At 45.9% G+C, this 24,438-nt stretch carries 29 protein-coding genes; 7 read left to right on the forward strand and 22 right to left on the reverse strand.

Annotation, left to right across the window (positions count from 1 at the left end; genetic code table 11):
- Nucleotides 1-108: 108 nt before the first annotated feature.
- The gene (locus N288_RS14900; RefSeq protein ID WP_022544078.1) at nt 109-378 is read right to left on the reverse strand and encodes an NUDIX hydrolase; all 270 of its coding nucleotides are present in this window, start codon (nt 376-378) and stop codon (nt 109-111) included.
- Nucleotides 379-508: 130 nt separating this feature from the next.
- Between N288_RS14900 and N288_RS14905 the strand changes: the two genes are divergently transcribed.
- A complete protein-coding gene (locus tag N288_RS14905) occupies nt 509-751 on the forward strand; it encodes a hypothetical protein (RefSeq protein ID WP_022544079.1) in 243 nt (80 codons plus the stop codon).
- Nucleotides 752-820: 69 nt separating this feature from the next.
- On the opposite strand, the gene N288_RS14910 is transcribed toward N288_RS14905, so the two are convergent.
- The 8 genes from N288_RS14910 to deoD all read right to left on the reverse strand — a co-directional run bounded on the left by N288_RS14910 (nt 821) and on the right by deoD (nt 8,025).
- Entirely contained in the window at nt 821-1,654 is an 834-nt protein-coding gene (locus N288_RS14910; RefSeq protein WP_009795484.1) for a hypothetical protein, read from the reverse strand.
- Between the two features lie 152 nt (nt 1,655-1,806).
- Nucleotides 1,807-2,208 carry a MarR family winged helix-turn-helix transcriptional regulator gene (locus N288_RS14915; RefSeq protein ID WP_009795483.1) on the reverse strand — a complete coding sequence of 134 codons (402 nt, stop codon included), beginning with the start codon at nt 2,206-2,208 and terminating at the stop codon, nt 1,807-1,809.
- A 56-nt stretch (nt 2,209-2,264) separates the two neighbouring features.
- Nucleotides 2,265-3,176 carry a CobW family GTP-binding protein gene (locus tag N288_RS14920; RefSeq protein ID WP_035403367.1) on the reverse strand — a complete coding sequence of 304 codons (912 nt, stop codon included), beginning with the start codon at nt 3,174-3,176 and terminating at the stop codon, nt 2,265-2,267.
- Nucleotides 3,177-3,335: 159 nt separating this feature from the next.
- Complete coding sequence (locus tag N288_RS14925; protein ID WP_009795481.1) at nt 3,336-4,238, reverse strand: LCP family protein; 903 nt, start codon at nt 4,236-4,238, stop codon at nt 3,336-3,338.
- Nucleotides 4,239-4,387: 149 nt separating this feature from the next.
- On the reverse strand, nt 4,388-5,791 hold the full coding sequence (locus N288_RS14930) for a lmo1851 family serine protease (RefSeq protein ID WP_198018101.1): 1,404 nt from the start codon (nt 5,789-5,791) through the stop codon (nt 4,388-4,390).
- A 248-nt stretch (nt 5,792-6,039) separates the two neighbouring features.
- A complete protein-coding gene (locus tag N288_RS14935; protein WP_022544082.1) occupies nt 6,040-6,246 on the reverse strand; it encodes a heavy-metal-associated domain-containing protein in 207 nt (68 codons plus the stop codon).
- A gap of 76 nt (nt 6,247-6,322) precedes the next feature.
- Complete coding sequence (locus tag N288_RS14940) at nt 6,323-7,177, reverse strand: M15 family metallopeptidase (RefSeq protein WP_022544083.1); 855 nt, start codon at nt 7,175-7,177, stop codon at nt 6,323-6,325.
- 146 nt (nt 7,178-7,323) lie between these two features.
- Nucleotides 7,324-8,025 carry a purine-nucleoside phosphorylase gene (gene deoD / locus N288_RS14945; RefSeq protein ID WP_009795475.1) on the reverse strand — a complete coding sequence of 234 codons (702 nt, stop codon included), beginning with the start codon at nt 8,023-8,025 and terminating at the stop codon, nt 7,324-7,326.
- 157 nt (nt 8,026-8,182) lie between these two features.
- Here deoD and N288_RS25705 point away from each other — a divergent pair, with 157 nt between their 5' ends.
- Nucleotides 8,183-8,311, forward strand: a complete 129-nt coding sequence (locus N288_RS25705; RefSeq protein WP_009795474.1) for a hypothetical protein — start codon at nt 8,183-8,185, stop codon at nt 8,309-8,311.
- A gap of 31 nt (nt 8,312-8,342) precedes the next feature.
- On the forward strand, nt 8,343-8,468 hold the full coding sequence (locus tag N288_RS25710) for a hypothetical protein (RefSeq protein WP_009795473.1): 126 nt from the start codon (nt 8,343-8,345) through the stop codon (nt 8,466-8,468).
- Nucleotides 8,469-8,514: 46 nt separating this feature from the next.
- Here the strand turns inward: N288_RS25710 and N288_RS14950 are convergent, their stop codons facing one another.
- Entirely contained in the window at nt 8,515-8,829 is a 315-nt protein-coding gene (locus tag N288_RS14950) for a YodL domain-containing protein (protein WP_009795472.1), read from the reverse strand.
- Between the two features lie 218 nt (nt 8,830-9,047).
- Here N288_RS14950 and N288_RS14955 point away from each other — a divergent pair, with 218 nt between their 5' ends.
- Entirely contained in the window at nt 9,048-10,046 is a 999-nt protein-coding gene (locus N288_RS14955; RefSeq protein WP_009795470.1) for a glycerophosphodiester phosphodiesterase, read from the forward strand.
- 444 nt (nt 10,047-10,490) lie between these two features.
- Here N288_RS14955 and N288_RS14960 read toward each other — a convergent pair whose 3' ends face one another.
- Complete coding sequence (locus tag N288_RS14960) at nt 10,491-11,261, reverse strand: sporulation protein (protein ID WP_009795469.1); 771 nt, start codon at nt 11,259-11,261, stop codon at nt 10,491-10,493.
- A gap of 154 nt (nt 11,262-11,415) precedes the next feature.
- Between N288_RS14960 and N288_RS14965 the strand changes: the two genes are divergently transcribed.
- Complete coding sequence (locus N288_RS14965; RefSeq protein ID WP_022544084.1) at nt 11,416-12,549, forward strand: DUF2515 domain-containing protein; 1,134 nt, start codon at nt 11,416-11,418, stop codon at nt 12,547-12,549.
- A 76-nt stretch (nt 12,550-12,625) separates the two neighbouring features.
- Here N288_RS14965 and N288_RS24760 read toward each other — a convergent pair whose 3' ends face one another.
- Nucleotides 12,626-12,796, reverse strand: coding sequence for a YozD family protein (locus tag N288_RS24760; protein WP_009795467.1), 171 nt, complete (start codon nt 12,794-12,796; stop codon nt 12,626-12,628).
- Nucleotides 12,797-12,940: 144 nt separating this feature from the next.
- Between N288_RS24760 and N288_RS25200 the strand changes: the two genes are divergently transcribed.
- A complete protein-coding gene (locus tag N288_RS25200; RefSeq protein WP_022544085.1) occupies nt 12,941-13,105 on the forward strand; it encodes a hypothetical protein in 165 nt (54 codons plus the stop codon).
- A 2-nt stretch (nt 13,106-13,107) separates the two neighbouring features.
- On the opposite strand, the gene N288_RS14970 is transcribed toward N288_RS25200, so the two are convergent.
- The 4 genes from N288_RS14970 to ppk1 form a co-directional block, all read right to left on the reverse strand.
- Nucleotides 13,108-13,803, reverse strand: coding sequence for a hypothetical protein (locus tag N288_RS14970; protein ID WP_022544086.1), 696 nt, complete (start codon nt 13,801-13,803; stop codon nt 13,108-13,110).
- A 152-nt stretch (nt 13,804-13,955) separates the two neighbouring features.
- Entirely contained in the window at nt 13,956-14,183 is a 228-nt protein-coding gene (locus N288_RS14975; RefSeq protein WP_022544087.1) for a YozE family protein, read from the reverse strand.
- 180 nt (nt 14,184-14,363) lie between these two features.
- Nucleotides 14,364-14,555, reverse strand: a complete 192-nt coding sequence (locus N288_RS14980; RefSeq protein ID WP_035403356.1) for a hypothetical protein — start codon at nt 14,553-14,555, stop codon at nt 14,364-14,366.
- A gap of 35 nt (nt 14,556-14,590) precedes the next feature.
- The gene (gene ppk1 / locus N288_RS14985; protein WP_009795462.1) at nt 14,591-16,165 is read right to left on the reverse strand and encodes a polyphosphate kinase 1; all 1,575 of its coding nucleotides are present in this window, start codon (nt 16,163-16,165) and stop codon (nt 14,591-14,593) included.
- A 284-nt stretch (nt 16,166-16,449) separates the two neighbouring features.
- Between ppk1 and N288_RS14990 the strand changes: the two genes are divergently transcribed.
- Nucleotides 16,450-17,355, forward strand: a complete 906-nt coding sequence (locus N288_RS14990) for a Ppx/GppA phosphatase family protein (protein WP_022544088.1) — start codon at nt 16,450-16,452, stop codon at nt 17,353-17,355.
- A gap of 107 nt (nt 17,356-17,462) precedes the next feature.
- On the opposite strand, the gene N288_RS14995 is transcribed toward N288_RS14990, so the two are convergent.
- The 6 genes from N288_RS14995 to N288_RS15020 all read right to left on the reverse strand — a co-directional run bounded on the left by N288_RS14995 (nt 17,463) and on the right by N288_RS15020 (nt 24,422).
- Nucleotides 17,463-17,738 carry a YokU family protein gene (locus N288_RS14995; RefSeq protein ID WP_009795460.1) on the reverse strand — a complete coding sequence of 92 codons (276 nt, stop codon included), beginning with the start codon at nt 17,736-17,738 and terminating at the stop codon, nt 17,463-17,465.
- A complete protein-coding gene (kamA, locus tag N288_RS15000) occupies nt 17,735-19,150 on the reverse strand; it encodes a lysine 2,3-aminomutase (RefSeq protein WP_022544089.1) in 1,416 nt (471 codons plus the stop codon). Before kamA ends, N288_RS14995 begins: the two co-directional genes overlap by 4 nt.
- Before the next feature lie 128 nt (nt 19,151-19,278).
- Complete coding sequence (locus tag N288_RS15005; RefSeq protein WP_009795458.1) at nt 19,279-20,661, reverse strand: sigma-54 interaction domain-containing protein; 1,383 nt, start codon at nt 20,659-20,661, stop codon at nt 19,279-19,281.
- Nucleotides 20,662-20,713: 52 nt separating this feature from the next.
- Nucleotides 20,714-21,580, reverse strand: coding sequence for a putative beta-lysine N-acetyltransferase (gene ablB, locus N288_RS15010; protein ID WP_009795457.1), 867 nt, complete (start codon nt 21,578-21,580; stop codon nt 20,714-20,716).
- Nucleotides 21,581-21,654: 74 nt separating this feature from the next.
- On the reverse strand, nt 21,655-23,076 hold the full coding sequence (locus tag N288_RS15015) for an aldehyde dehydrogenase family protein (RefSeq protein WP_009795456.1): 1,422 nt from the start codon (nt 23,074-23,076) through the stop codon (nt 21,655-21,657).
- A gap of 86 nt (nt 23,077-23,162) precedes the next feature.
- Complete coding sequence (locus N288_RS15020; protein ID WP_009795455.1) at nt 23,163-24,422, reverse strand: peptidase; 1,260 nt, start codon at nt 24,420-24,422, stop codon at nt 23,163-23,165.
- Nucleotides 24,423-24,438 lie beyond the last annotated feature (16 nt).

A 24,438-nucleotide genomic window follows, 5' to 3' on the forward strand; every position in this document is an offset into this window, starting at 1 on the left:
CTGCTATGTATAAGAAGATTATATCCTTGTACTGTGAAATATTTGTGAAAAGTTATTGATCATATTTTTAGATCATTCTCGACAGCAGGGCATATGCCGCTAAAAAGCTTAAGATCTGATCTGTTCATACACCTGACAATGCATGTCTATCAGAAAAAGTTTATCTTCATTCGGCATATCAGAGTCAGTTAGCCTCTTAACTGCCAGGTAGAACTTTTCCGCCACCCGCTTTCTGGCACGCGGATGGGCATTTTCATCTTTCAGCTCTCTCCTTATTGCTTCCTTTAAGATATCCTCCGCTGAGCCGGTACCTTCAAGCCTGCGGTTGTTCCAAAGCTGCCTGTACTGGCCAAGCAAATAAGCATAATCATTATTCATTTCTATCTCTCCTTGCCTGTGTCTTACCATCGTTTCTAGTATACCCCTACTATATATGCATAAAGAAGACTGCAATGGCAAAAAATACGTTCACCGGCAAATCTGCAGGAAGAATGAAAGGAGGATGTTCATGGGGACACCTTACCGCTGCCCGAACTGCAAAACCAATAGAAGCAGATTCAATATCATCAGGCAGGTAGCACAGCCAGTAAAGCTTGATCCCGGCTCGGGCATTGTCTTGGAAGAATACGCTGAAGAACAGCTGAGCCCTTTCCATATGGCTTATAAAGGGCCTGAAGTCAGGGTGCAGTGCGCAGCCTGCGGGCTGGTAGAGGATGAGAAGACATTTGCGAAGTTTGGAGAGATGAAATAAGAATGGGGGATGCCATAGCATCCCTTTTTGCTTTTATTGCAGCCCTTTGCACTGGAAAGAGAAAACCGCTTATCTTTCGAATAGGCGGTTTTCTTCCAGGAATTTTTGCGCGTTTACTTTCCAGCCGTCGAAAGCTGACATTTTTATCATTTCGATTTTTCCTTTGTAATGCCTTTTTCCTTCATTTTTTATATACCAGTCAACTTCTACGGAAACATCCACAAGCTGGTTCTGCTTTTCTTCCATGCTGAAGCCGCCGGAAGCACTTTCCAGCTGAACATTTTCAATAGCCGGGAGGATTTTTTTCCATGGCAGCTTTTGCAGAGAAAGCATGCCCGCAATATCTTCGTCCTGCTGCTTCAGACCTGCAATGAATGCTGAAGCTGCTTCTTCCGGTCCTGCATTTCCGGTGTATGCCTCCAGTTCGCCTGCAGACTTCAAAATCATCAATTTATGAGATAAGTCCATCTCATCTCTTCGATGAGTGGTGCTTCCGTTAAAATGAATGCAGAAGTGGCCGGGAAAATTATTGGCAAGTGCCCCGGCTCCATGGGGCATCCCATGCATTGAAGCCGCTATTCTCAATTTTCCGGATTTTACAATGATGGCTCTCCGCCTCCAGCTCCACTTTCCATCATAAATTTCCTTCATCACGGCTGTATCCTTCGCCGTCAAGGGCTGGACATCTGCGTGGCGGCTTCCTGCCCTTCGCTGCACTTTAAATTTCTTTCCCGTTTCAACATCCTCAACAGTAAATGTGCTGAATCTTGGAAGCAGCTCATTGACTTCTGACCAATCCAGTGGAGCTGGCCTGCCGGATGCATCAGCATAAAAAATGGATCCCTGAAGAAGAAAGCTGGCGAGAATAAGGACTGCCGGCTGTTTTAAGAACTTCATCATCATCACTCGATTTCTCTCTTTGTAGGATGGGTCATGCGGCCCTCAATGAAAAGTGTCCCACACAAGCCTTCTTTTATGCGCGGCGCCGCATCCTGACAGTTTAAATTGAAACAAAAAAAGAGCCTGGCGGGCGCGCGCAGGGCTCTTATCAATCATTACATAAGTTTTTGAAACAGCTTTACCAGCTGATCCAGCTCTTCTTCAGTAAAAGAGCGGAACTTTGCCTGCAAATAGGCAGATTTTTTTTCCTCCAGTTTTTCAACAAGTTCCTGGCCGGTTCCTGTAAGCACCAATTCCACCACTCTCCGGTCGTTTTCGGAACGGCTTCTGGTCATATAGCCTTTCCTGACAAGAGAATCAGTTACGCTCGTAATGTGGCTTGCCGATACATTCAGCTCTTTAGAAATGGCAGAAGCCATCTTAGGTCCGTCTGCTATTAGTTTCAGCACAGTGAATTCATTGCTGGTGACTTCATCGCCCATCAGCTTATTCACTTCCTGCCTTAAAGTCCGAAAAACAGTCCGGAATGCTCTTTCCAGTTCTGCTGCTTGTTTCAAAGAAAATCGTCCTTTCCCTATATGGGCTAAATGATCTTTCAGTGATATTATATCATTTACTCCATATCCTTTAATTTCCGGCTGATCTGCTCCCAGTCTATATTTTCGCCGATAAATACCATGTTTAGGGGCATATTCATATATTCCTTCATATATAAAGGCATTCCATAAGAAAATTGGAACAGGAAAGGATAGCCCTCAGCCGAAAACTTAATATATCCCTTTATTCTAAAGACCGAATCAGGCAGCTCTCTCAAAAAAGAATCGAATGCTTCCTGGCTGACCGGGCCCTTGAAGGTGTGAACATAGGATCCAAGGTTCAGATCCTTGAGGGAGGCTTTTTCAGCCCCGGTCTTCCGATTCGTCTTAAGCCCCCGTACCGCTTCGGCGGAGACCTTGGAATAGGTGGTGAGAATAGGCACCGCATGCTGGTTGAAAGACTGGATATCCATGACTGCAGAGGCTTGTTCTGAACTGCTCATTTCATCTGATTTATTCACCAGGATCAGGTCGGCATGCCGCACCTGCTCTATGAGCAGCTGCTGAACTTGCGGGCTCAGCGACTTCCGGGCAAGCCATCTCATCCCGTCAATCGCAGTCATGATGCCTTTAACCTGCAGTTTATCTGCGAACAGCGGCGACAGCACAGCATCAAGCACTTCCACAGGATGGGCAGCGCCGGTCGTTTCAATATAAATCACTTCAGGTTTCTCATCCAAAAGCAGCGACTGCAGCTGGGATTCCAGTTTATCCTGGATGCTGCAGCAGATGCATCCGCCAAGCAGTTCTTTCAACGGGACCTCCCCGTCAACAGCTTCCGAATCAATGGATACCTTTCCAAGCTCATTCATCATAACAGCTGTCTTCCGGCCATCCTTTTTTTCCTGCAGCAGCAGCCTCTTCAATAAAGTGGTCTTTCCGCTGCCAAGGAATCCCGATAATATATATACTTCTGTTTTATTTACCATTTCAGCATGTTCACTTCCTGACAAAATTGGTTAACGCTCCAATCATATGTTACCTAAACTTTGCCCTGTTTGAAAGCAAAAAAGCTGTTAAGGCTTATTTTAGCTTGCAGATTACCCAGGATATGTATAAAGGGCATGGCTCGTCTATTATCTTGCCCTTTATTGTTTTTCTCCAATAAACTGCTGGATTGCCTGTTTATTTTCTTCAAAATCCATTTCAAGCACTGCTCCTGCTTCATCCACAAGTTTATTTTCAAAGCTGTCACTGACTGGAATCCTCAATGTCTGAACATTCTCAGCGGAATTGAGCAGATAGGCTACGGCCAAGGGGACTGCCTCATCGGCATCCATATCCGTTTCTATATACTGGGCTGCCTCAAGAACGACCGCCGGGAAATCAAGGACTCCCTCTATACTGCTGAATCTTTCAGTCAGCTTATTTTTAAGGGCAGCTAAGACCTCCTGCTGCCGCTCAACCCGGCCGAAATCACTTTCTCCATCATGTCTGAAGCGGACATATGACAAAATTTCTTCTCCATGAAGGGTTTGCTTCCCCGGCTGCATATCCAGCTTCATATCCTCTGCCATTTCCTTTGAAACCTCAAGCTCCAGCCCTTCAGGAGCAATCAGATCTGCTGCAGCAATGAAGCCCTTGAAATCTATGATGGCAGTATAGTCGATTTCCAGCCCGAAATTCGCCTCAACTGTCTCTTTAAGCAATTCTTTCCCGCCTTCATAATAGGCATGATTAAGTTTGGTGCGCCTTCCGGTGCCCGGTATTTCCACATAGCTGTCCCTCATTAAAGAAATCAGCTTGATCTCCTTCTCTTTAGGCATATATCTTGCCGCTATGATTGCATCAGACCTTGAGTGTGCTTCTCCCCTGCTGTCTATTCCTATCAGGAGGAATGTAGTGTCTGTTGCACCTTGTCCGTATACTGTATCTTCTTTTCCGCTTGTCCCCGGTATGCCGGGGGCTGCCTTGTCGGCTCCATTGTCAAAGGGCAAGGAGCATGCAGTCAATTGGATGGTGACGCATATGATAAGCAATAGTTTTTTCATCACTGGCCTGCCTCCATTATTCGTTTACTTTCATTCTCGGGCATCGGAGGGCAGCCCTATACCTCCTGGTTAATATTTGTAAAATTCCGGCTCGTCTAAGGCAGCATGAAAAGGACCGGCCAGCAGGCCGGTCCTTTCCATTTAATATTTTACTGCAGTTCTTTCTTAAGCACTTCTACTGCTTTTTGAATCTGCGTATCGTTTTTAAGAAGCTTTTCTCTTAAGAGATCCATCATCTTTACGGTGGTATCTCCTGTAATGACACCCGTCTGCTCAAGTTTATGGGCTTTTTGAAGCTGGATGACTGCCTGCTTTGTTTTTTCATCAAAGAATCCGTCTGTCCTGCCCGGTTCAAAGCCAAGTGCCTTGAGCATTTCCTGTGCAGCCTTCACTTCAGCGGAAGAAGAAGACACCTTCAGTTCGCTTTCAGGATTGATAAACGGAAGCGATGCATAAGAAGGAAGCTCTGCTTTATAATCAGGCTCGATTCCTTTTTCGTGGATCCAGTTCGCTTCCGGCGTCAGCCATTTCTCCGTTGTGAATTTCATATTGGATCCATCCGTGAAATCTTCTGCACGCTGTACTGTGCCTTTTCCGAATGACTTCTCACCAACAAGAGGGACACCTGCAGACTCGTGCACAGCCGCTGCCAGTATTTCCGAAGCACTCGCACTGCCTTTGTCGATTACCACCACAAGCGGGATGTCAGGGCTGCCTTCAGAATTGGATTTTACCACTTCCCGATTGCCTTCCCTGTCTTCGATCTGGAATAATATTTCTCCTTCCGGCACAAACAGGCTGGAAATACTGATCGCCTGGTTCAGCAATCCGCCCGGATTCTGCCTTAAATCAAGGACAAGGCCTTTCATTCCCTGCTTCTGAAGATCGTTCAATACATCTATGAGTTCTTTCGATGTGTTATCAGAGAAAGTGGTGATCTGGACTTTTGCAATTCCATCCTCCATCATTTCCCCATAAACGGTCTCAAGCGGGATAGTATCCCTGGTGATGCTTATTTTCGTAGCTTCATCAGCACCTGCGCGCTGGATTTCAAGCTCCACTTTGGTACCTTTCTTGCCGCGTATCAGTGTTACTGCTTCTGTTGAGCTCTTGCCCTGGAGGCTTTTCCCATCTACAGAAAGGACTTTGTCATTGGGCTTCAAGCCAGCCTTTTCTGCCGGGGAGCCTTTGAGCGGGGAAACAATGATGATCTGCCCGTTTTGCTCCTGAATCTCTGCACCTATGCCTTCAAATGAAGAAGAGATGCTCTGATGGAAGCTTGCTGCTTCTTCTTCATTCATATAGTCTGAATAGGGATCTTCCAGGGACTCAACCATCCCGTTAATAGCCCCGTTTATGAGCGTATTCTGCTCCACATCTTTGTAGTAGCTGCCTTTCAATGTATCATAAGCAGAATACAGCTTATCAAATTCGTTTCGTTCATTGCCGATGCTGACAGCTTTTTCATCTCCGAATGCCAGCGCGAAGGTTGTAATCCCCGCTGCCAGGAACACTATGAAAAACAGCAGCATGACAAAGTGAAACTTCTTCATCCGGATGTATCCGGAATCAGGCTGCTTGTCTGAATTTTCCTGGTCTAAATGATTATTATCCAAGCTGTTCACCACTTTCGTCTCCATAAGGAAGTCCTTAGACCCTTAAAAATTAGAATAACATTTTATAAAGTAAATTAACAAAGAAATATGTACAAAAACGGAAAAATTTATGAATAAAAGAAGGCTTTTTTGAACAGGCCAATTAAAAGGGGATGGCCTGCTTCCATGCCATCCCCAAAAACCAATCAGGCAATTCCATACCCTTCATTTTCAATTGCTTCCTTGATTAAAGATTCCGATGTCTGCTCAGGATTATAGTCGACCTCTACTGTTTTTCCCTGAAGTGCTATTGACACCCCGGCAACTCCGTCAAGTGAAAGGAGGGCGTTCTTTATGGATTCTTCACAATGATCGCATGTCATTTCAGGTACAGTCATCGTTGTTCTATTCATTATTTTCTTCCTCCCTCTGTCAGTACTGCAGTCATTCTATTCCCCAATCAGGGCAAGTAAAAACAGGGAGTGATGATCATATTTTCTTTACAATGCTGAAATACTCTTCGAGAGTGAGGTTTTTCTCATAAATCTCCTCCGCTGCCGGACCGACATAGCGGAAATGCCAAGGCTCGTACTGATAGCCTGTTATACTTTCCTTTCCTTTCGGATAACGCAGGATAAATCCGAATTTATGGGCGTTTTCAGCAAGCCACTTTCCTTCTGCAGTGTTGCCGAACGCTTCAGAGAGCTCCAATTTTGCGCTTCTGCTGGATATATCCATCGCCAGGCCGGATTGGTGTTCGCTGCTGCCGGGCATGGCTACAGCCTGGACAGCCTTTTCTTCCCCGGCCCGCTGGATTTCAGCATCCAATATCACTGCCTGCCTTTCATATGAACGGTAGCCGGAAACGGCAAACAATTCAATCCCGGATTGCTTTGCTGCAGCAAACATCTTTTCCATATGAGCTGCAGCATCCTTGCGGATATAGCTCTTTTCAATATCCTGTTCCCCGAAAGAAAATGGAACTTTTGGACGGACAAGATCTTCCGGAATATAGCTGCCGGGCAGCATAAACTCTTTATTTACAAGCGCCATGATATTGGCAGGATTTTGAATCACTTTTTTGCCTTCTGTTTCGGTTATCTGATTGAAAAAGGCTGCTTCCAAAACAGGGCCGTCCGGGACAGACTTTTCTTCCTCCTCAGCTGCAGCCTGTCCATCATCCGTTGACGGTGCTGCCTCACTGGTCTCTTTGTTTTTATCAGAAGGGCTGTCCGCAGCCTGCCCGCCTTCAGGCCAAAAGGGAATCTTGCTGACAAAAGGCTCCATTCTGCTGCATCCCCCGAGGATAAAAACAGCTGCTGCGATGATCACTATTTTCTTCATTTCTTTCACCTGTCCTATTGTTGTACCAATGTTAGTATTTCACAATATGTTTATCTTAACACTTTTTGCACTGCATCCGAAAGCATAGATAGTATTGATATCAGCAAAAAAAGAAGATGCCCGGCATGGGGCATCGTATTTAACCATTATTTAATCGCAGCTTCCAGTGCAACCTCGATCATTTCGTTGAAAGTTGTCTGTCTTTCCTGTGAAGTAGTTTCTTCACCAGTAAGGATATGATCACTGACTGTAAGGACTGACAATGCCTTTCTGTCAAATTTTGCTGCAAGGGTATAGAGGGCAGCTGTCTCCATCTCTATTGCAAGAATTTGGTATTTTGCCCATTTTTCCAGCTCAGAATTGTCGTTATAGAACATATCTGCTGTGAAAACATTACCAACCTTAAGGTTCAGGCCTTTTTTCTCACCTGCATCATAGGCTCTTTTTAAAAGGTCAAAATCAGCGGTTGGAGCATAATCCACGCCTCCAAAGGTAAGGCGGTTCATCTGTGAATCAGTTGAAGCGCTCATAGCCAGGATAACATCCCTTACTTTTACATCCTTCTGGATGGCGCCGCATGTACCTACCCTGATCAGGTTTTGGACATTATAGCTGTTCATCAGTTCATTAATATAAATGGATATGGAAGGAACCCCCATTCCGGTCCCCTGGACAGAAATCCTTTTTCCTTTATAAGTTCCGGTATATCCAAACATGTTCCGGACTTCATTGTAGCATTCAGCATCTTCAAGGAATGTTTCCGCTATATATTTTGCACGCAAAGGGTCTCCTGGCAGCAGAACCGTCTCTGCAATCTGATTTTCTTCTGCACCGATATGTACACTCATGTTTTGTACCTCCAATGTTTTTCTGAAGCATGGTTTGCAACTGCTTTCACATCACACTATACCATATTTCCGCTGATGCTGGAAAACCAAGTGATGCCAGCATGTTTTTTTCTGCCCCGGGCAACCTAATATTAGTCTTTCCTAAGGAGGGATAAACATGCCGCAAGAACCGATGAGCAAAAAGCTGAGACAGGCTGTCCAGCACGCGAATGAAACCAATCCATCTTCACGTTCGAATACTGAACCGCATACCTCCAAAACAGTCCGGAGGAAGCATAAACAATAGTTCATGTGATATCAGAGGAGGAGAAGCGCCAGTGGGAAAAAAACACCGCAGCCGCATCAATTCACCAAAGAAAAACAATCATATCCCGCCTGAAGCTATCGTGGCTGAACATGAGGCCCATGGCAAAGAGAATTCTGCCGAAAGACGAAAAAAATAAAAAGCAAAAGCAGCAGGGGACTTTCTCCTGCTGCTCATCCTTTTTTCTATCTGATATGCACCCGGTTCACCTGCGCCCAGCCGCCGGGTTTGAGCTGGTAGTAGAACTGACCCCTTCTGCCCTCATCAATAAAGACAATATCCCCTGTTGACAGAAATCGTCCGCTGAAGTCAGCCGGCATGCGATCGGGAACATTGAAACTCCTGAAAGCGTGATCAAGACACTCCTCATGTGACGCACCCTTTATAGGCAGCCTGTACACCTGCTTATACCCTTTCTTTTGCCGGAACTCCGGTGTCTGGAAAATCGTCACATCATAATCCTTCTGCTTTAACATCGGCAACGTTAATTCCTTCAGCATGAAGCAAGCCTCCTTTATTTATTCCCTATGCCAGACCCATCCTTTTCGTCAGCAGCTCTATATTTTCTACTTCTGTTATTACATTTTCGTCCTGTCGATTCCTTCAAAGAACATTTTCTTTTTTTATCGTTTTTCAGAAAATTCTGTCGCAAACCATTTCCGTACAAGCTTGCTTCCGCATATTATATATAAACCAGCCTGCCGAAGGGGGAAATGATATGAGGGGCCATATTGCAATGAAAACTGCCCTTCCAGGAAGAATCTGCTTCTGCTTCTCCCGATTCTGGAACTTTTTATTCATTATTTTCTTTCATCTGCCGGCATCAAGTGCCTTTGAACGGCTTTACCGCAAAGAGTTATGCTTCTATCCTTTTCGTAAAAAAAACACACTTGCAGGATCCCTGCTTCTCGGCATCCTTGTATCCTTCCTGAGCTTTGCATTCCAGCCGCTTGCCCCTTTTCAGTCCATTGCCCACCGGGGCGCTGTCCAAATTGCTCCTGAAAATACGATGGCAGCCTTTGAAAAAGCCTATGAACTAGGTTTTGATTTTATTGAGCTGGATGTATGGCTTAGCAGCGACCATCAGCCAGTGGTCATCCATGATGGAGATGTCGGCAGGACAACAGGAGGAGAAGGACTCGTAACACAGCTGTCTGCCAGCCAGCTGAAGGAGCTTGACGCAGGTTCCTGGTTCAGCGATCAGTATAAAGGTGAAAAAATCCCTCTGCTGAAAGAAGTGGTACAGCGTTTCGGAGGGAAGATCGGTCTTCTTATCGAAATGAAGGGGGCAGGAAGTGAAGCAAACCTGGCAAAAGAGGTTGCTGTCTTGCTGAACCAAACACTTGAGGAAGGCGTCGATCCTGATCTCTTAATGGTGCAGTCTTTCAATATTGCTGATATCCGGACATTCAGCACCCTTTCCCCGAAAGTTAAGGCAGGAATACTGGTCAGCAAGCCGCTCGATATGTTCCAGCTTGCTTCATACAGAAGTTTCGCCGATTTCTTGTCTGTCCATCATGCATTCTTATCTAAATCCTTTGTCACACAGGCAAAATCATTTGGGTACAAAGTCAATTCGTGGACGGTCACTCAGGAGCAGCAATTTGCAGCCATGCAGCGCCTGAAGGTCAACGGCATCATTTCTGACCTTTATCCAGACAGTTCCTTACAATACGCCAGCACTTTTGAACGGCTCTTTTCTTTTGTAGACCCATGAGCAGAAATGAAGGTTTTCCTGCATAAAAAAGACGATGGTTTTCCATCGTCAAATACTGCAGGAATATTGTTTAAGTTGCCATCGTTTTTTGATGTTAATGGGGCTGTTGATTTCCGTTCCAGGCACTTCGCTTTCCGCGGGGCGGCGCTGAGCCTCTCTTCGCTTCGCTCATGAGGGTTCTCAGCCCTGCGGCTGCTTCCCGCGGGAAGTTGAATCCTCTTCTCCGAATTGAACATCGAACGAAGAAAATGCACATGTATTTTATGAAGAGTCTGCGTGCCGTGCACTCCAATCAACTGGTTTTTAAACTTTAGGTGTACAAAAGGACTAATTTCATTTCTAATACCTTTTCAATCTTTTTTTAACGGTATGACGTCAAAAATTCTGGTGACTCATTGTTCCCTTCAATACGGGATATCAGCTCTGATCCCTCTCAGCTCTTCTTCAGCAATACCGTACAATGGTACTTTCCAATTGCTGTCTGATGCCAGCGAGATCATAATCTGAAACTCTCAGCCTCACATTGGTTTCATCCATTTCCAATGCTTCTGAAAGGAAACCTCCGAGCCCCCTTGCTTTCCTGTCAACCTGCAGCATCAGCTCCATCTGGCCGCCGCCGGCAGGACGGAATACCAGTTCAAGCTCATCAAGCTTGCCCCTGAAGGGCCCTGAAACCGGAACGAACTCAAATTCCTGTATGAATGGAAGCCTGCCGCGCAGCCTGCGTGGCGCTTCTTCACATTCTGCTTCCCGGAGCCTGAAGCCAAGATCGGAAACTGCCTGGAACACACCGTCCATGAGCCTGTTCGGCTTAATGGAAATATAATCTTTGTCGCCGGGATCTACCGCATTTTTAATGTCCAGGCCAGTTGAAATCCATACCTTCGTTCTTCCCAATGTCAGGGGTGAATCCTCAGGGATTTGAATAGAGAAAGGAATTTCCCGCGTTTCATTCGGCTGGATCACCAGTGTCTCAGCAATCCTGTATTTATCGATCACACCTGCAGCTGTATATTTCTTATCATCTGACTCTCTAATATAAGTTGTATTCAGAGCCAGGTAAATCTGGTCGATTTTCTGCTCTGTCTTCCCTCCCCTGATTTCAATGACACCCTTGGCCACTTCACCCGGATAAAAGGAGTCCCGCTCCAATTTCGTATCAACAGAAGCAGAACCTACACCTACACTTGCCAGCACTTTGTTAAAGAATGACATCTTATTTCCCCCTATTTCAATTAGACTGCTGAAGCAGCATACATGAAGCCGAAAGTACTTTAATACATTTAATATAACGATATGCGTTCATTTCAGCCTGATGATTTTTTAATACGTATGGCTGATGATAAAGTTTCATATCCGGGGAGGCAAAATGAAAATATTTGCTGAATTTTATCCTGCATGGCTGAGAAATATTTTGAATCGCCGCAGCGGGCCTGCCATTCCTGAGAAAACTTTGCTTAGCGGACGGGAGATGGCCAGCATTGAACAGGCACTAATCCGCCAGGCCAAAACAGATACGCCGATTTATATTTTGACAGAAAAAGAAAAGAAGGTTGCAGCGGCTATTTCTAGAGAAACGGAAAAATATAACCGCAATAATATTACGAGAACACAAGCCTATCTTTTGTTTTACAGGCGAAACCCCGATCTCCACTGGGCATTCCTTGCCCATATGGTATCAAGGAACGGCGGCTTTTATATGACAGACATAAAGAGCTCTTATCTGGACAGTTTTCTCACGGAAGAAGACCGGGAGCGTTACTTTCTTTTTCTTGAGCGCTGCAATGCTTATATTTTCCAGGATGCGTACCCGCAGCTGCTGCTTTTAGAATACAGCAGGAGAATGGGAATCCCTCTGTTTCACCTGCTCCCCAAATTTCATGTATCAGGCTGGATGAAGCCTTTTTGGGATCATTTTTATGAGCATGGCTCTTCTGCTGTGATTACAGCAGCGATGATCGTGAACGAACAAAAAATGCTGGAAGACAGGGTCATCAGGACTTCAGGTTCCAGCATACTGGATGATCTGCCTTTCCTTCTTCAGGAAAAACTCGGTTTCACAACAGTTGTATTCCCGCTGAAGAAGGCAAATACCTCTGCATTGCTCGGGGTCTCTGTAGTGGATTTCAGATCTGCTGATGCCCGCATAACCACAGGCAAATCTCTATACCAGATCCTTTTCCATAAAAAACACCACAGAAAGATAAAAGAATTCGCCCTGGGAACTCCCCATACTGCTTCACGGTCCGACTATTGGAGCAGCAGATATTCTGCCAGTAAAGAATCCGGAATGCTATACAGTCCTGCCCTGGATCAGGCATGGAAGGACAAGAAGCATTATTTCACCAGGAAAACAGACTGGTTTATAAAAGAGCAGGAAAGCTGCCTCTATCATTTGGATGCCTTGCCGGAAACCAAGGACTATGATTTAACGCGGAAGCTTCTAAAGCAGCATGCCTTACTTTCAGCTGCAGACTTGATTGCCCATCAAGTAATCCCTTAACACCTCTGGATATCGCTGCATAATAAAGAAAACTGGCGCTCTATCCGGCGCCAGCTTCCACTCTTATCGTCATCTATTATTCTTCAATTTCCTCATCAATGATGCACTTATCCAGCAAATACTCGAAGGTTATATCCGCCAGATCCTCAAGCTCCATCTCCTCAGGAACGTATCCCCTTTTAACAAGCTCATGAAAGAAAAACTCTGCTATTTCCTCCGTATCTATAAAAACTTCGATTTCTCTCACAGCAACGCCCCCTTTTTCAGAATGTATGATGCTTTTCCTACTTTCATGCACAATATGAGAAAAACTTTTATTCTATCACCTATGAGCATATCTCCCAGGGACAAGCCATACAATGTTATATCAGAAAGTCGGGAGGCGGATGGCATGAATAGGCTCAGAACGTTTGTTGATGATGTAAAAGAAGATGTTAACCAGGAAAACAGCATGATTGTAAATCTCTTTGAAAAAATACTCTCATCTATGTTCCTGATCCTTCTGGCAGGAGGGCTTCCCTATCTTGCTTATTTATACCTCGCTTCCGGCTTGTAGTGCTAGGCATGCTTTTTTCCGTCAGCACCGGTCAGATGCTTAAGCTTCCGCAAGATCACCTGCATGATATGCCTGTATTCATCGTCGCCGAACAGCTGGAAGAGGATCCGGTAATCATTGTATATATCAAGCAGGCCATCAATCATTTGCTTTTTCTCTTTGCGGCTTTCCAGGAACTCTTTTTCCATCTGTTTCACAGAACCCTGCTGCTTCTTCAGATTAACAGGCTTCTGCTGCTTGTTGATTAGATAAAGGAGCCCAAGCTTCTGGATGAAAGTGTCGGCGCTTTCTGCATCCGCAAGCAGGGTCAGCTCTTCTTCCCCGGCCTCCAGCCATTCGCCGTCATTGATCCTGGAAAGCTCATAAATGACATCCTCCCAGGCATCCTCCTTATAGCGCCAGATTTCAGTCCGGAACCCCACCACCTTAAACAGGTCTGAACCATAGCCTTTCACCTGCACCAGATCGCCGAACAAAAATTTATATTCAATATCTATATGCTCTTTCTCCATTATATTTCCTTCATACTCAGAAAGCATCTGAAGGCTGGATTCCATAAACAGGCCCTCGCTTTTATTCACTTCATATACATGCATTCCGTCCAGCCATTTAACATCTGTTATTTTGCCGACTGTTCCATACATCGTGATCACGACTGTATCACCGATATTAAATCTTGGCTTTTTCTTCTTTTCCATATCCTCCATCCTCTCAATGATCGTCGTGAGTATTAATTACGATATCATATGCAGGAAGAAGATATTCGGTCCCAAAATTGCCCATATGCCGCCAAGTTCAAAAATAAGAAAAGGAGCCGCTTATCAAGCAGCCCCTTGCAGTAAGAATAAACTTATCTCTTTGTTTCGGACACCAGATAAAGCTCCCAGGCTTCATCAAAGATGGCCATGCTGTCCAGATAGTGGCCATTCATTTCCAGATAGCTGCTGAGTTCATCATAATCAAATGATGTCTTTGGGAAGCTATGGTCTTCAAACGCGGAATTGGCAAAAGAGCTGATGCTGTCCTTTGGCTCAGGATGACGGTATTTCATCAGGAAATGATAAAAGGATTTCGACATGGTACTCCCTTTCTTCTCTGGTATAATAAGCGCCGGCTGAACAGCCGCACGCAATTTCAACATTTATACCGTCTACTATAAAGGATGCCTGCCGGTTCGTCCACAAAGACAGACTTGCTTACAGGATAGATGTTGCCCAAGTGCCAAAAAGGCCGGGCCCCCGTAAGACAATCTCGCTATTCACTCCCATCTGCCCGCCTTTGCCATTTCAACCAGTGCAAAAATGATATTGAACATCAGGACAGCCACTGCTGCAGGTACGGCATGAAGCCAGCTTTTCCCGTACTTCACTTTTATGACTGCTGTGAAATAACCGCAAATGAAAAGGACAGACATGGAAGACACAAGCATAATCAGCAAAGCATAACGCATAAAAATCCCCCCGCTGAAAGTTTTTTCCATCTTTATTATAGGACCCTGAGGGGGAAACATGGCCTCTCCATATAGCCGCTCAGATAATTGAAAAAGTTAATAGCATCTTCTCCAAGCTGATGATTGCAAGTAAGCAGCCCCATGTCTGTATAAATCCTTGCGGTCGCATCATTATAGTTTCCTGTCCCCAAATGGACATATCTCTGGATATTTCCTTTTTCCCTTCGGATTACCAATGTAATTTTGCTGTGCGTTTTCAGAAGTGTCATGCCATAAATGACATGACAGCCTGCCTGTTCCAGCTCCTTTGCCCACTGGACATTATTTTCTTCGTCAAAGCGGGCCTTCAGCTCCACAAGCACCGTCACCTGCTTCCCATTTTCGGCCGCACGCTTCAGGCTTTCAATGATCGGTGAATCTCCGCTGACACGATAAAGAGTCTGCTTAATTGCCAGTACATCTTTATCATCTGCGGCTTCCCTCATGAAATCTACCACAGGTTCAAAAGATTCATAAGGATGATGCAGCAGAGCATCCCTTTTCCGGATTTTCTCAAATATTCCACCCTCACCCTCTAAATCCTGCGGAGGCTGGGGAATAAAGGACTGCGCCGCCAAATGCTCATGGCTTGCCTGGATTTTTTTACAAAATGAAAAAAGAAAAGTCAGATCCAGGGGGGCTTCGACAGGATAGATATCCTTCCCGTGTATTTCCAGCTCTTTCCTTAGGAATTCAATGACCTGACTGCTGTTTTCAGCCTGCTGATATTCCAGCCGGACCGCTGCACCTCTTTTCCGTTTCTTAAGCTCTTCTTCAATTTCCTGCAGCAGGTCTTCCGCTTCGTCTTCATGAATGGCGAGATCGGCATTGCGGGTAATTCTGAATGGAGTGGCAGAGCGCACTTTATATCCCGTAAACAGTTTGTGGATGCAATAAATAATAACCTCTTCCAAGAGCACAAACTTCCTGGCCTGCCCTTTCTGAGGCAGCTCCACCAGGCGGTCGATTACAGACGGTACCTGTACGATGACCAGATTTCCATCCAGGCTCAGATGCTTCTTTTTATCCGGCGATTTTTCTTCTATGATCACAGCTAAATTCAATGATTTGTTTAACAGCATCGGGAAAGGGCGGTAAGCATCTATCGCCATGGGAGTCAGAACAGGATAAACATATGCCTCAAAGAAGTTTTCAAGAAAAGCCAAGTCCTTTGATGGGACATCTTTAATTCTGGATATTTCTATCTGTTCTTTTGTTAAAAGGGGAGTAAGCTCATTACAATATATTTCATCTTGCTTTTTAACAAGGGTATGTGTTTTTTCAGAAATGGCGCTCAGCTGTTCTTTTGGGGTCAGCCCAGCTTTGTTTTCGGGTTTATTGAAACCGGCTTTTACCTGATCCAGCAGACCAGCTACCCTGACCATGAAAAACTCATCCAGATTTGAGCTGAATATAGAAAGGAATTTATATCGTTCCAATAACGCATTTTGATTATCTTCTGCTTCTTCCAGCACTCTATTATTAAAATCCAGCCAGCTCAGCTCGCGATTATTGTAATAGGAAGGATTATCCAAATTAGAAATATCAGGTTTCTCATGGTTTATGCACATGGTTCTACATCCCCTTCTGCAATCTTCGACAAGGATAAAATTAGCAAATAAGGATGTAAATAACTAGAGTGATAGTGTTAAGTTTTGTAAATTATACATTCATGCTTTCACATTTAATGTCTCAAGATAGGCTGCGTCTTAAATATCCTGGTTTTAAAGACTACACTCTGCCTTTTGCTGTTTAAGCTACTGCAGTACTGTATATTTACAATAGCTTTACATTCGACTTAAGTGTTTTCATATAAAATTGAATGTATAAAAGTCATCAAAGGAGTGTCCTTTTTTTGAACAACCAGACAATAGCCCTGATCGATTTAGGGTCCAATTCCATTCAAATGGCCATTTACAATGTCAATGAGGATCTTCGGATATTTCATGAAGTAGAGCGGGTCAAGGTCGCAGCAAGGCTTATCAATCATTTAAATGAGCAGGGCTTTTTGACAGAGGAAGGCATCCAGCTTATCATCACCATCTTTAAGGAATTCCAGAAGAGAGCTGAAAAATACGGGACAGGCCGCATCACCGGCTATGCTACTGCTGTTATCCGCAATTCACTTAATCAAGAAGAGATTCTGGCTGAAATCGCTGCCCGGACGGACATTGCCATTTCTGTGATAAGCGGATATGAAGAAGCCCGCTACGGCTATCTAGGTGTGGTTAATTCAATGAATGCGGTTGAGGGGATCACTCTTGATATCGGCGGCGGAAGCACGGAAATTACCCTTTTCAGAAACAGGGAAATGGTTCATTATCACAGTTTTCAGTTTGGTGCTGTCAATCTTCATGAAGCCTATACTAAGGGAAAAAGAGTGACTGAGAATCAATTAACTCAATTGCGCCGCTATATTTTGGACAGCATCCAGACCCTTCCCTGGCTGAAAAACGCCGGCCTCCCCATTATCGGAATCGGCGGAAGCGCAAAAAACCTGTCCAGAATACATAACGCGAAATTTGGAGGTGCTGAATTGAAGCTCCATGAAATCAGCAGCATCTTCTCTGAGCTTTCCTCCTTGAATGTAGATGAGCGTTCAAAAGTAAAGGGGTTGTCCAAAAAAAGAAGAGATATCATTCTCCCAGCCATTGGGATTGTAAGCCAGATGATGGAAACTGTCCGGTCTCCCCATTTCGTTTATTGCGATAAAACGGTCAGGGACGGGATCATGTACAAAATGCTTGAAGAAAAGCAATAAACAGCTGCAGGCATTTCAATAACAGCAAAGGCCACCGTTTCGCTGCTTTAACAAAAGCAATTCTAAAGTCCAAAAGGCCCGGTCATCCCGGGCCTTTTCCTCTCTTCTTAATCAAATTTGAAATAATTTCTTTTAAGAAACCTCGGTTTAGCCATCAATTCTTCAAAAGTAAGCGATTTTTCAAGCTTTTTAGTATCTATTAAAAAGAGCTGGTCCTCGATCTCCTCTATGATCTTTTCTTCGTGATATACCATTCCGCACCCACTGCAGACAATGCAGGGTGTTTCTCTTATCTCAATCCCTTTTGTTCCATCAGGCAGTTCCCAAAAGACCGAAGCTGTCTGCCTTGCCGTTTCATCAGATGAGCACCAATCACAATTCATGATGGTTCCTCTCCCTTCTCCTGCTGTCCCCACTTCTTCATCTGCGCTTCAAATTTCTTATCTTTTAATTCATCGCGCTTTTCCCGTTTATCCTTGAGGGAATGGTGCCCCGGATCCTGCTGGTACTCTTCCCTGCGGTCCAGCCTCCTCAGGCCTTCAGGAACAAGATTGAACTGTGAATCATTCATGAGTGCCGATATTCCTGTATGGCTATTCTTCTGGTCCATATCAGGATAAATTCTTTTAAAATAGTCCTCTGCTCTGCCCGGGACATAATTCTCGGGCTCAGGATAAGTGGTTATGACTCCCTCAAAATTGCGGAGCACTGTCTTTTCAGCGCTTTGGGATATCAAATAATTCGGCTGCAGTGCAATCTTCCCGCCGCCCCCAGGTGCATCGACCACAAAAGTAGGTACAGCATAGCCAGATGTATGCCCCCTCAGTCCTTCTATAATCTCCAGTCCTTTTGAAACAGGCGCCCTGAAATGGCCGATGCCTTCTGATAAATCGCACTGATAGATATAGTAAGGACGCACCCTGATCTTAACAAGGTCGTGCATCAGTTTTTTCATGATCGGGACACTGTCATTGATGCCCGCCAGAATGACTGCCTGGTTGCCGACAGGCACTCCCGCATCGGCGAGCATTTCGCAGGCCTTTTTAGCTTCTTCGGTAATTTCAATGCTCGTATTGAAGTGAGTGTTCAGCCAGATCGGATGGTATTTCTTTAAGATATTGCACAGATTCTCTGTTATTCTTTGGGGAAAAACGACCGGAGCCCTGGTACCGATCCTGATGATTTCCACATGATCGATTTCCCTCAGGTTTTTCAATATATATTCCAGGATTTTATCATTGATTAACAGTCCATCTCCTCCTGAGATGAGCACATCTCGGACTTCAGGTGTGTTCCTGATATAAGCTATCGCATCGTCCAGCTGCTTTTTAGGAACACCCATGCCGATCTGGCCGGAAAACCTTCGCCTTGTACAATAGCGGCAGTACATGGAGCATTGATTGGTGACAAGGAACAGCACCCGGTCAGGATAGCGGTGCGTCAATCCGGGCACAGGTGAATCTTCGTCTTCATGGAGGGGGTCTTCCAGGTCATATTTTGTTTTATGGATTTCCTGAGAAATCGGGACAGACTGCATCCTGACAGGACAGCGGGGATCATCCGGATTCATCAGGGATGCATAATATGGTGTAATATTCAATGGGATTGTTTTAGTGGAAATCTTTACGCCCTCTTCTTCCTCGGGCGTCAGATTGATGACTTTTTTCAAATCCTCCAGGTTTCTTATCGTGTTGGTGAGCTGCCAAAGCCAGTCATTCCATTGCTCTTCTGTTACATCCTTCCAAAGCTCTATATCCTTCCAATGGCGTTCTGCTTTATATAAGTCCAGCTTCATTTTCAATTCCTCCCAGCTAATGGTAAAGTTTGCAGCTTCCTTATACTGTATTACATGCAATTTCCATGCCAATTGTTAATCCTTATGCACAGCAGCACGAGCGGGAGAACAATAAAAAGAAATGCCGGTTATTCGGCATTTCCCAGTTGATGCTTATGAAGCTTATATTGAAGCGTCTGCCTCGGGATATTCAGGAGCCTGGCAGCCTGCAGGATATTCCCTCCTGTCCCGGCTATTGCAGCCTCAATGATCTCTTTTTCTGCTGCCTGCACACGCTCTTTTAAGGATAACGCCACTGTCCTGCTTCCGCTTTTGCTCCTCATCTGTTTCAGCATGGCCGGCAGATCCTCTTCAGTAAGCTCGCTTCCCTCAGAAACATTGACCATATACTCAATCGTATGCTTTAATTCTCTTACATTTCCCGGCCAGTGGTAGCTGCTGAAGAACTTTGCTGCTGTACTGCCGATCACTTTTACATTTTTCCCGAGCTTACGGTTAAAGGAATCAAGGAAATGGGACGCCAAAAGCCCGATATCTTCAGGCCTCTTTCGCAGAGGGATCAGTTCGAATGTAAACACATTGAGCCTGTAGTAAAGGTCATGCCGGAGGATCCCCTGCTCCATAGCCTCATGCGGGTGTATATTCATGGCCGCGATGATCCGGACATCAGTGGCTATGTTTCTGGATCCGCCGACACGCCGGACAGCACCGTCCTCAAGCACCCTCAAAAGCTTTGCCTGCAGCAGCGCCGGCATTGTATGGAGTTCATCGAGGAACAGCGTCCCCCCATCTGCCAGTTCAAACAGCCCGGGTCTTTCTACGGCTCCCGTATAACTCCCTTTCGCTGTACCGAAAAGGATTCCTTCAAGGAGCGTCTCAGGGATAGCAGCACAATTCTGTGCTATGAATGGTTTCTCCCTTCTGGCTGATGCATGGTGGATTCCCTGGACAAACAGCTCCTTGCCGCATCCGCTTTCCCCAAATACGAGGATGGGAGAAGAAGAGGCAGCAAGCTTTAAGGCTTCCATTTTCAGCTCTTTGAAGAGCCCATTTCCAGTCAGCAGATCATCCAGGGTATATACTGTGCTTCCTGCCGGCCGCAGGTTTTTTTCACTTGGCACGCTTGCTTTCTGAAGATCCAGGAGCCTTTCGGACAATATCTTCAGCCGGGAATAATCTTTAGCAATTTCTACAGCCCCTACTAGCTCTCCTTCCACAAAAATGGGAAGCGTGGTGTTCAGTGTTTCAATCCTCTTGCCATGGAGGTTGATATAGCTTTGGGACTGATCGTATATCGGCTGTTTTGTTTTCATTACCTGGAGCAGGGTGCTTGACTTCAAGCTCAGAGATGGAAAGCTTTCAAGCAGCGGCTTTCCAAGCACCTCATCCATACCCATGCCATCATGCAAAGCAGCAACTTCATTATAAAAAATAGTAATCCCGTTTATATCCACAGCATGAATGCCTTCGTCAATCCCCTTCAAAATCGCTGTAAGCACTTGTTCTTTCATACGTCCAACCCCCTTATTCATCTATATGAAAAGGTGCCGGAAAATTGTCAGTCTAGTGCCGGATTTTTGGCATCATGGCAAGATTTTTCACCCAGATATTCATATCCTCAAGCTTATCAAAGATAAAGCAATTATTGGCCAGCCTGCCCCTGTAGCTGTACCCAAGCTGATGAAGAGCTGCATTCATTCCATATGAAAGGCTTCTGGCGATGGAATAAGCGCAAAAGATGCCCTGGCAGGCCAGCTCTTCCTCAAGTTTGCCAATCAGTATTTTCATCAATCCATGCTTTCGGAAGTCAGGCAATGTGGCACAGTCTGTCAATTCTGCATTTCGGTAGAAAGAATTGATTTCTGCTGAGGCAGCGCTCACGATTTTCCCCTCGTGTTTCACTCCCATGAACATTGTGCCGTTTTCCATCGACTTTTCGATATACCGGGGGTCATCCATGGGAACGGGGTAAATTTGAAATACCGCCTTATACAGCTCAGCCAGTTCACGGGCATCTGCCGGCTTGAAGCGTACAAGCCGGCATGGAGGCTGAAGACTGGAATCATTCCCGGTTCTTTCGAGGCTGCGCACTTTCTCTGCGACCTCATCCTCATCAGCCCAGTGCGGATTGTTTCTCCTGCTGCTCTTATAATACTTGGACATGAAAAAAGCGTCAGAGCCTAAAAAATAGCCGTCGATCTTGCCTTCGGCCTGGAAGCCGTTCTCCAGATAAAAATCTGTCTCCTCTGCCCTGGCTTTAATTATCATTTTTTCTGCCTGGATCTCCTCTCTTAAACCGTATGCGAACGAAAGCGCATTTTTACGGTTTCCAAGGCAGTCATCCACTCTGATTCTCTTATTATACGGGTCAATGAAAACCTCGAGAGAAAAGTTGTCCTGCCTGATAATTCTTACTGATGACTGCTCCATAATCCTCCTCCTTTACAGAAAGGGGACCCTCTGACCGAGCGCCCCTTTTCTTAACAGCCGTACATGTTTGACGGTTATTCATATTTAATGCTGACAAGCTTAAGCTCTGTCATTTCTTCGACTGCATATTTAATTCCTTCCCGGCCGGTCCCGCTCAGTTTGACGCCGCCGTATGGCATATGATCCACACGGAAGGTTGGAAAATCATTGATCATCACGCCGCCGACTTCAAGCTCGCGTGCGGCCTTCAGCGCTGCATTGATATCCTTTGTGAAAATGCCTGCCTGGAGCCCATACTGGGAATCATTCACATAACCGATCGCTTCATCTATACCTGAGAAGCGGTTAATATGGACAACAGGGGCAAATGCCTCTTCACAGGAGATTTTCTGTTCTTTATCAACGTCCAGCAGAACTGTCGGCTGGAAAACAGAACCTTCCCCGCTTCCGCCGAGAGCTAGCTTTGCTCCCCCGTCCACAGCGGTTTTCACCCACGATTCTGCCCGTTCTGCATCATCGAGGGAGATCATGGCAGATACATCGGTCGTCTCATCAAGCGGGTCCCCTGCCTGGAGTCTGCCTGCTTCATGGACAAACCTTTCAGTAAATTCTTCAAAAATGGCCTCATGGACATAGATCCGCTGCACAGAAATGCAGACCTGGCCCTGAAAGGCATACGCTCCTGATACAATTCGCGGGACTGCCTTATCAAGGTCGGTATCTTTATCCACAATGACGGCTGAATTTGAACCCAGCTCGAGGGTCACCTTTTTCAGCCCGGCGTTTTCCCTGATATAAGTGCCTACTTCAGGGCTTCCCGTAAAAGTGATCATCTTGATCCTCTTGTCTGAGAGGAAGCTGTCGCCGATCGTTTTTCCGCTGCCGGAAATTACATTCAGTCCACCTGCAGGCAGCCCTGCACGATGGAAAATATCAGCAATCTTATAGGCGCTTAAAGGCGTCTGGCTCGCCGGCTTCAGGACAACTGTGTTGCCAGCCGCAATCGCCGGTCCGACTTTATGGGCAACGAGATTCATCGGGAAATTGAAGGGTGTAATCGCACCAATGACCCCCAGCGGCTCTTTTACCGTGTAGGCGAGCCTCCCCTCACCTCCAGGCGCCGCATCCATCGGGATGGTTTCACCGTACAGCCTTCTGGCTTCCTGTGCTGCAAATGCATATGTTGTGATAGTCCTTTCCACCTCTGTCCGTGCTGCTTTTATCGGCTTCGCGGCTTCACGCGAAATAATCCTTGCACACTCTTCTTTTTCATCCTTGAGTATTTGGACTGCATTCTCAAGAATTTCAGCCCTTTTATGCGCAGGCATTGCAGCCATCAATTTTGATGCTTTCTCTGCAGAAGCAATGGCTGCCTCTATTTCTTCGCTTCCAGCCGCCGCCACATCTGCCAGCTTCTCCTGATTATAAGGGCTTCTAAGCTCCCTGTATTCATTTCCGGGTTCAAAACTGCCATTGATCCATAAATCCTGCTTCATATCATTACCTCCTAAAGACAATGTAGCTTAAGTATAAATTCTTGAGCTGAAAAATCCCATCAATCGGCTTCCTCCGTAGACAAATGTCAGCTGCACCACTCCAAGATGCACTCGGCAATGATCTCCGCAGCATTGAACATATCATCCAGGGAGATGGATTCATCCGCATCATGGGCTGCCTCTGTAGTTCCCGGACCGAATACGATAACAGGCGTCCCGCCGGCCCCGGAAAGGATCCCGCCGTCTGTACCCCATGGAGATGCTTCTATTTTGGGCTTCTCCCCTGCCACTTTTTCAAAACTGGCTGACAGCACGTTCATCAGGGGATGGCCAATGTCCAGATTCCCAGGCTGCCATCTCCCACCAAACCACTCGACCTTGCAGGGATTTTCAATGAACCAGCCATCTTTTTCAGATAAGGAGTTTAATACCGTTTCCAGCTCTTTTTCTGCCATCTTCATATCTTCTTCAGGAGCAACCCCTATCCTTCCCTCAATGACGGCGGTATCCGGTACAGAGGATGGCCACTCCCCGCTCGTGATTTTTCCGATATTGATCGGAATCGGGATAGGTATTCCCTTGTATAAAGGATCTGCAACCCGCTCATTTCTCGTTTTCTCGAGTTCCTGGAGAGAAGCTATCACTGCTATGGCCTTTTCAATCGCACTGATACCCTCATAGCGGGTGCCGCCATGTGCAGCACGGCCCTTGACTGTAATCCTGAACCACATAGAGCCCTGCTGCTTTGGAAAAAGCTTCATATTTGTCGGTTCAGGGATGATCGCTCCATCTGCTTTATAACCCCTGATCACAGCGGCAAGCGTCCCGGCCCCTCCGCTTTCTTCTTCTATAACACTCTGAAAAATGACATCTCCCTTCAATTCCTTCCCCGCCGCTATCAAGTACTCAAGCGCCAGCAGCAGGGATACTGTTCCGCCCTTCATGTCGGTCGCCCCCCTGCCATAAAGCCTCCCATCCTTTATTTGTCCGCTGTAGGGGTCATATTTCCAATCATCCCTGCTGCCCTCAGGAACCACATCGATATGGCCATTCAAAATGATGCTCCTGCCTCCACCGGTCCCCTTCCAGACTCCCACTACATTCGGGTTGCCGCTGAAGTCCTTTCTGTCAGAACAGAATAGGGGATGTGCGGGCAGCTCATCTTTGCCGATTTCCCATATATCCAGCTCGAGCCCCATTTCCCGGCACTTCTCAATGATCACAGCCTGGGCACCGGCCTCATTTCCCCTAGTACTTGGTTCCTGGACAAGCCTTTGAAGAAGCCTGATTCCTTTGGACCTGTTTTTGCTCAGCCACTCTTTTACGCTTCCATCACTCTCACTCAATAAAACCGCCTCCCCC

Origin of the sequence: Bacillus infantis NRRL B-14911 (assembly GCF_000473245.1) — a bacterium.
In the GTDB taxonomy this organism is placed as follows: Bacteria; Bacillota; Bacilli; order Bacillales; family Cytobacillaceae; genus Bacillus_AB; species Bacillus_AB infantis.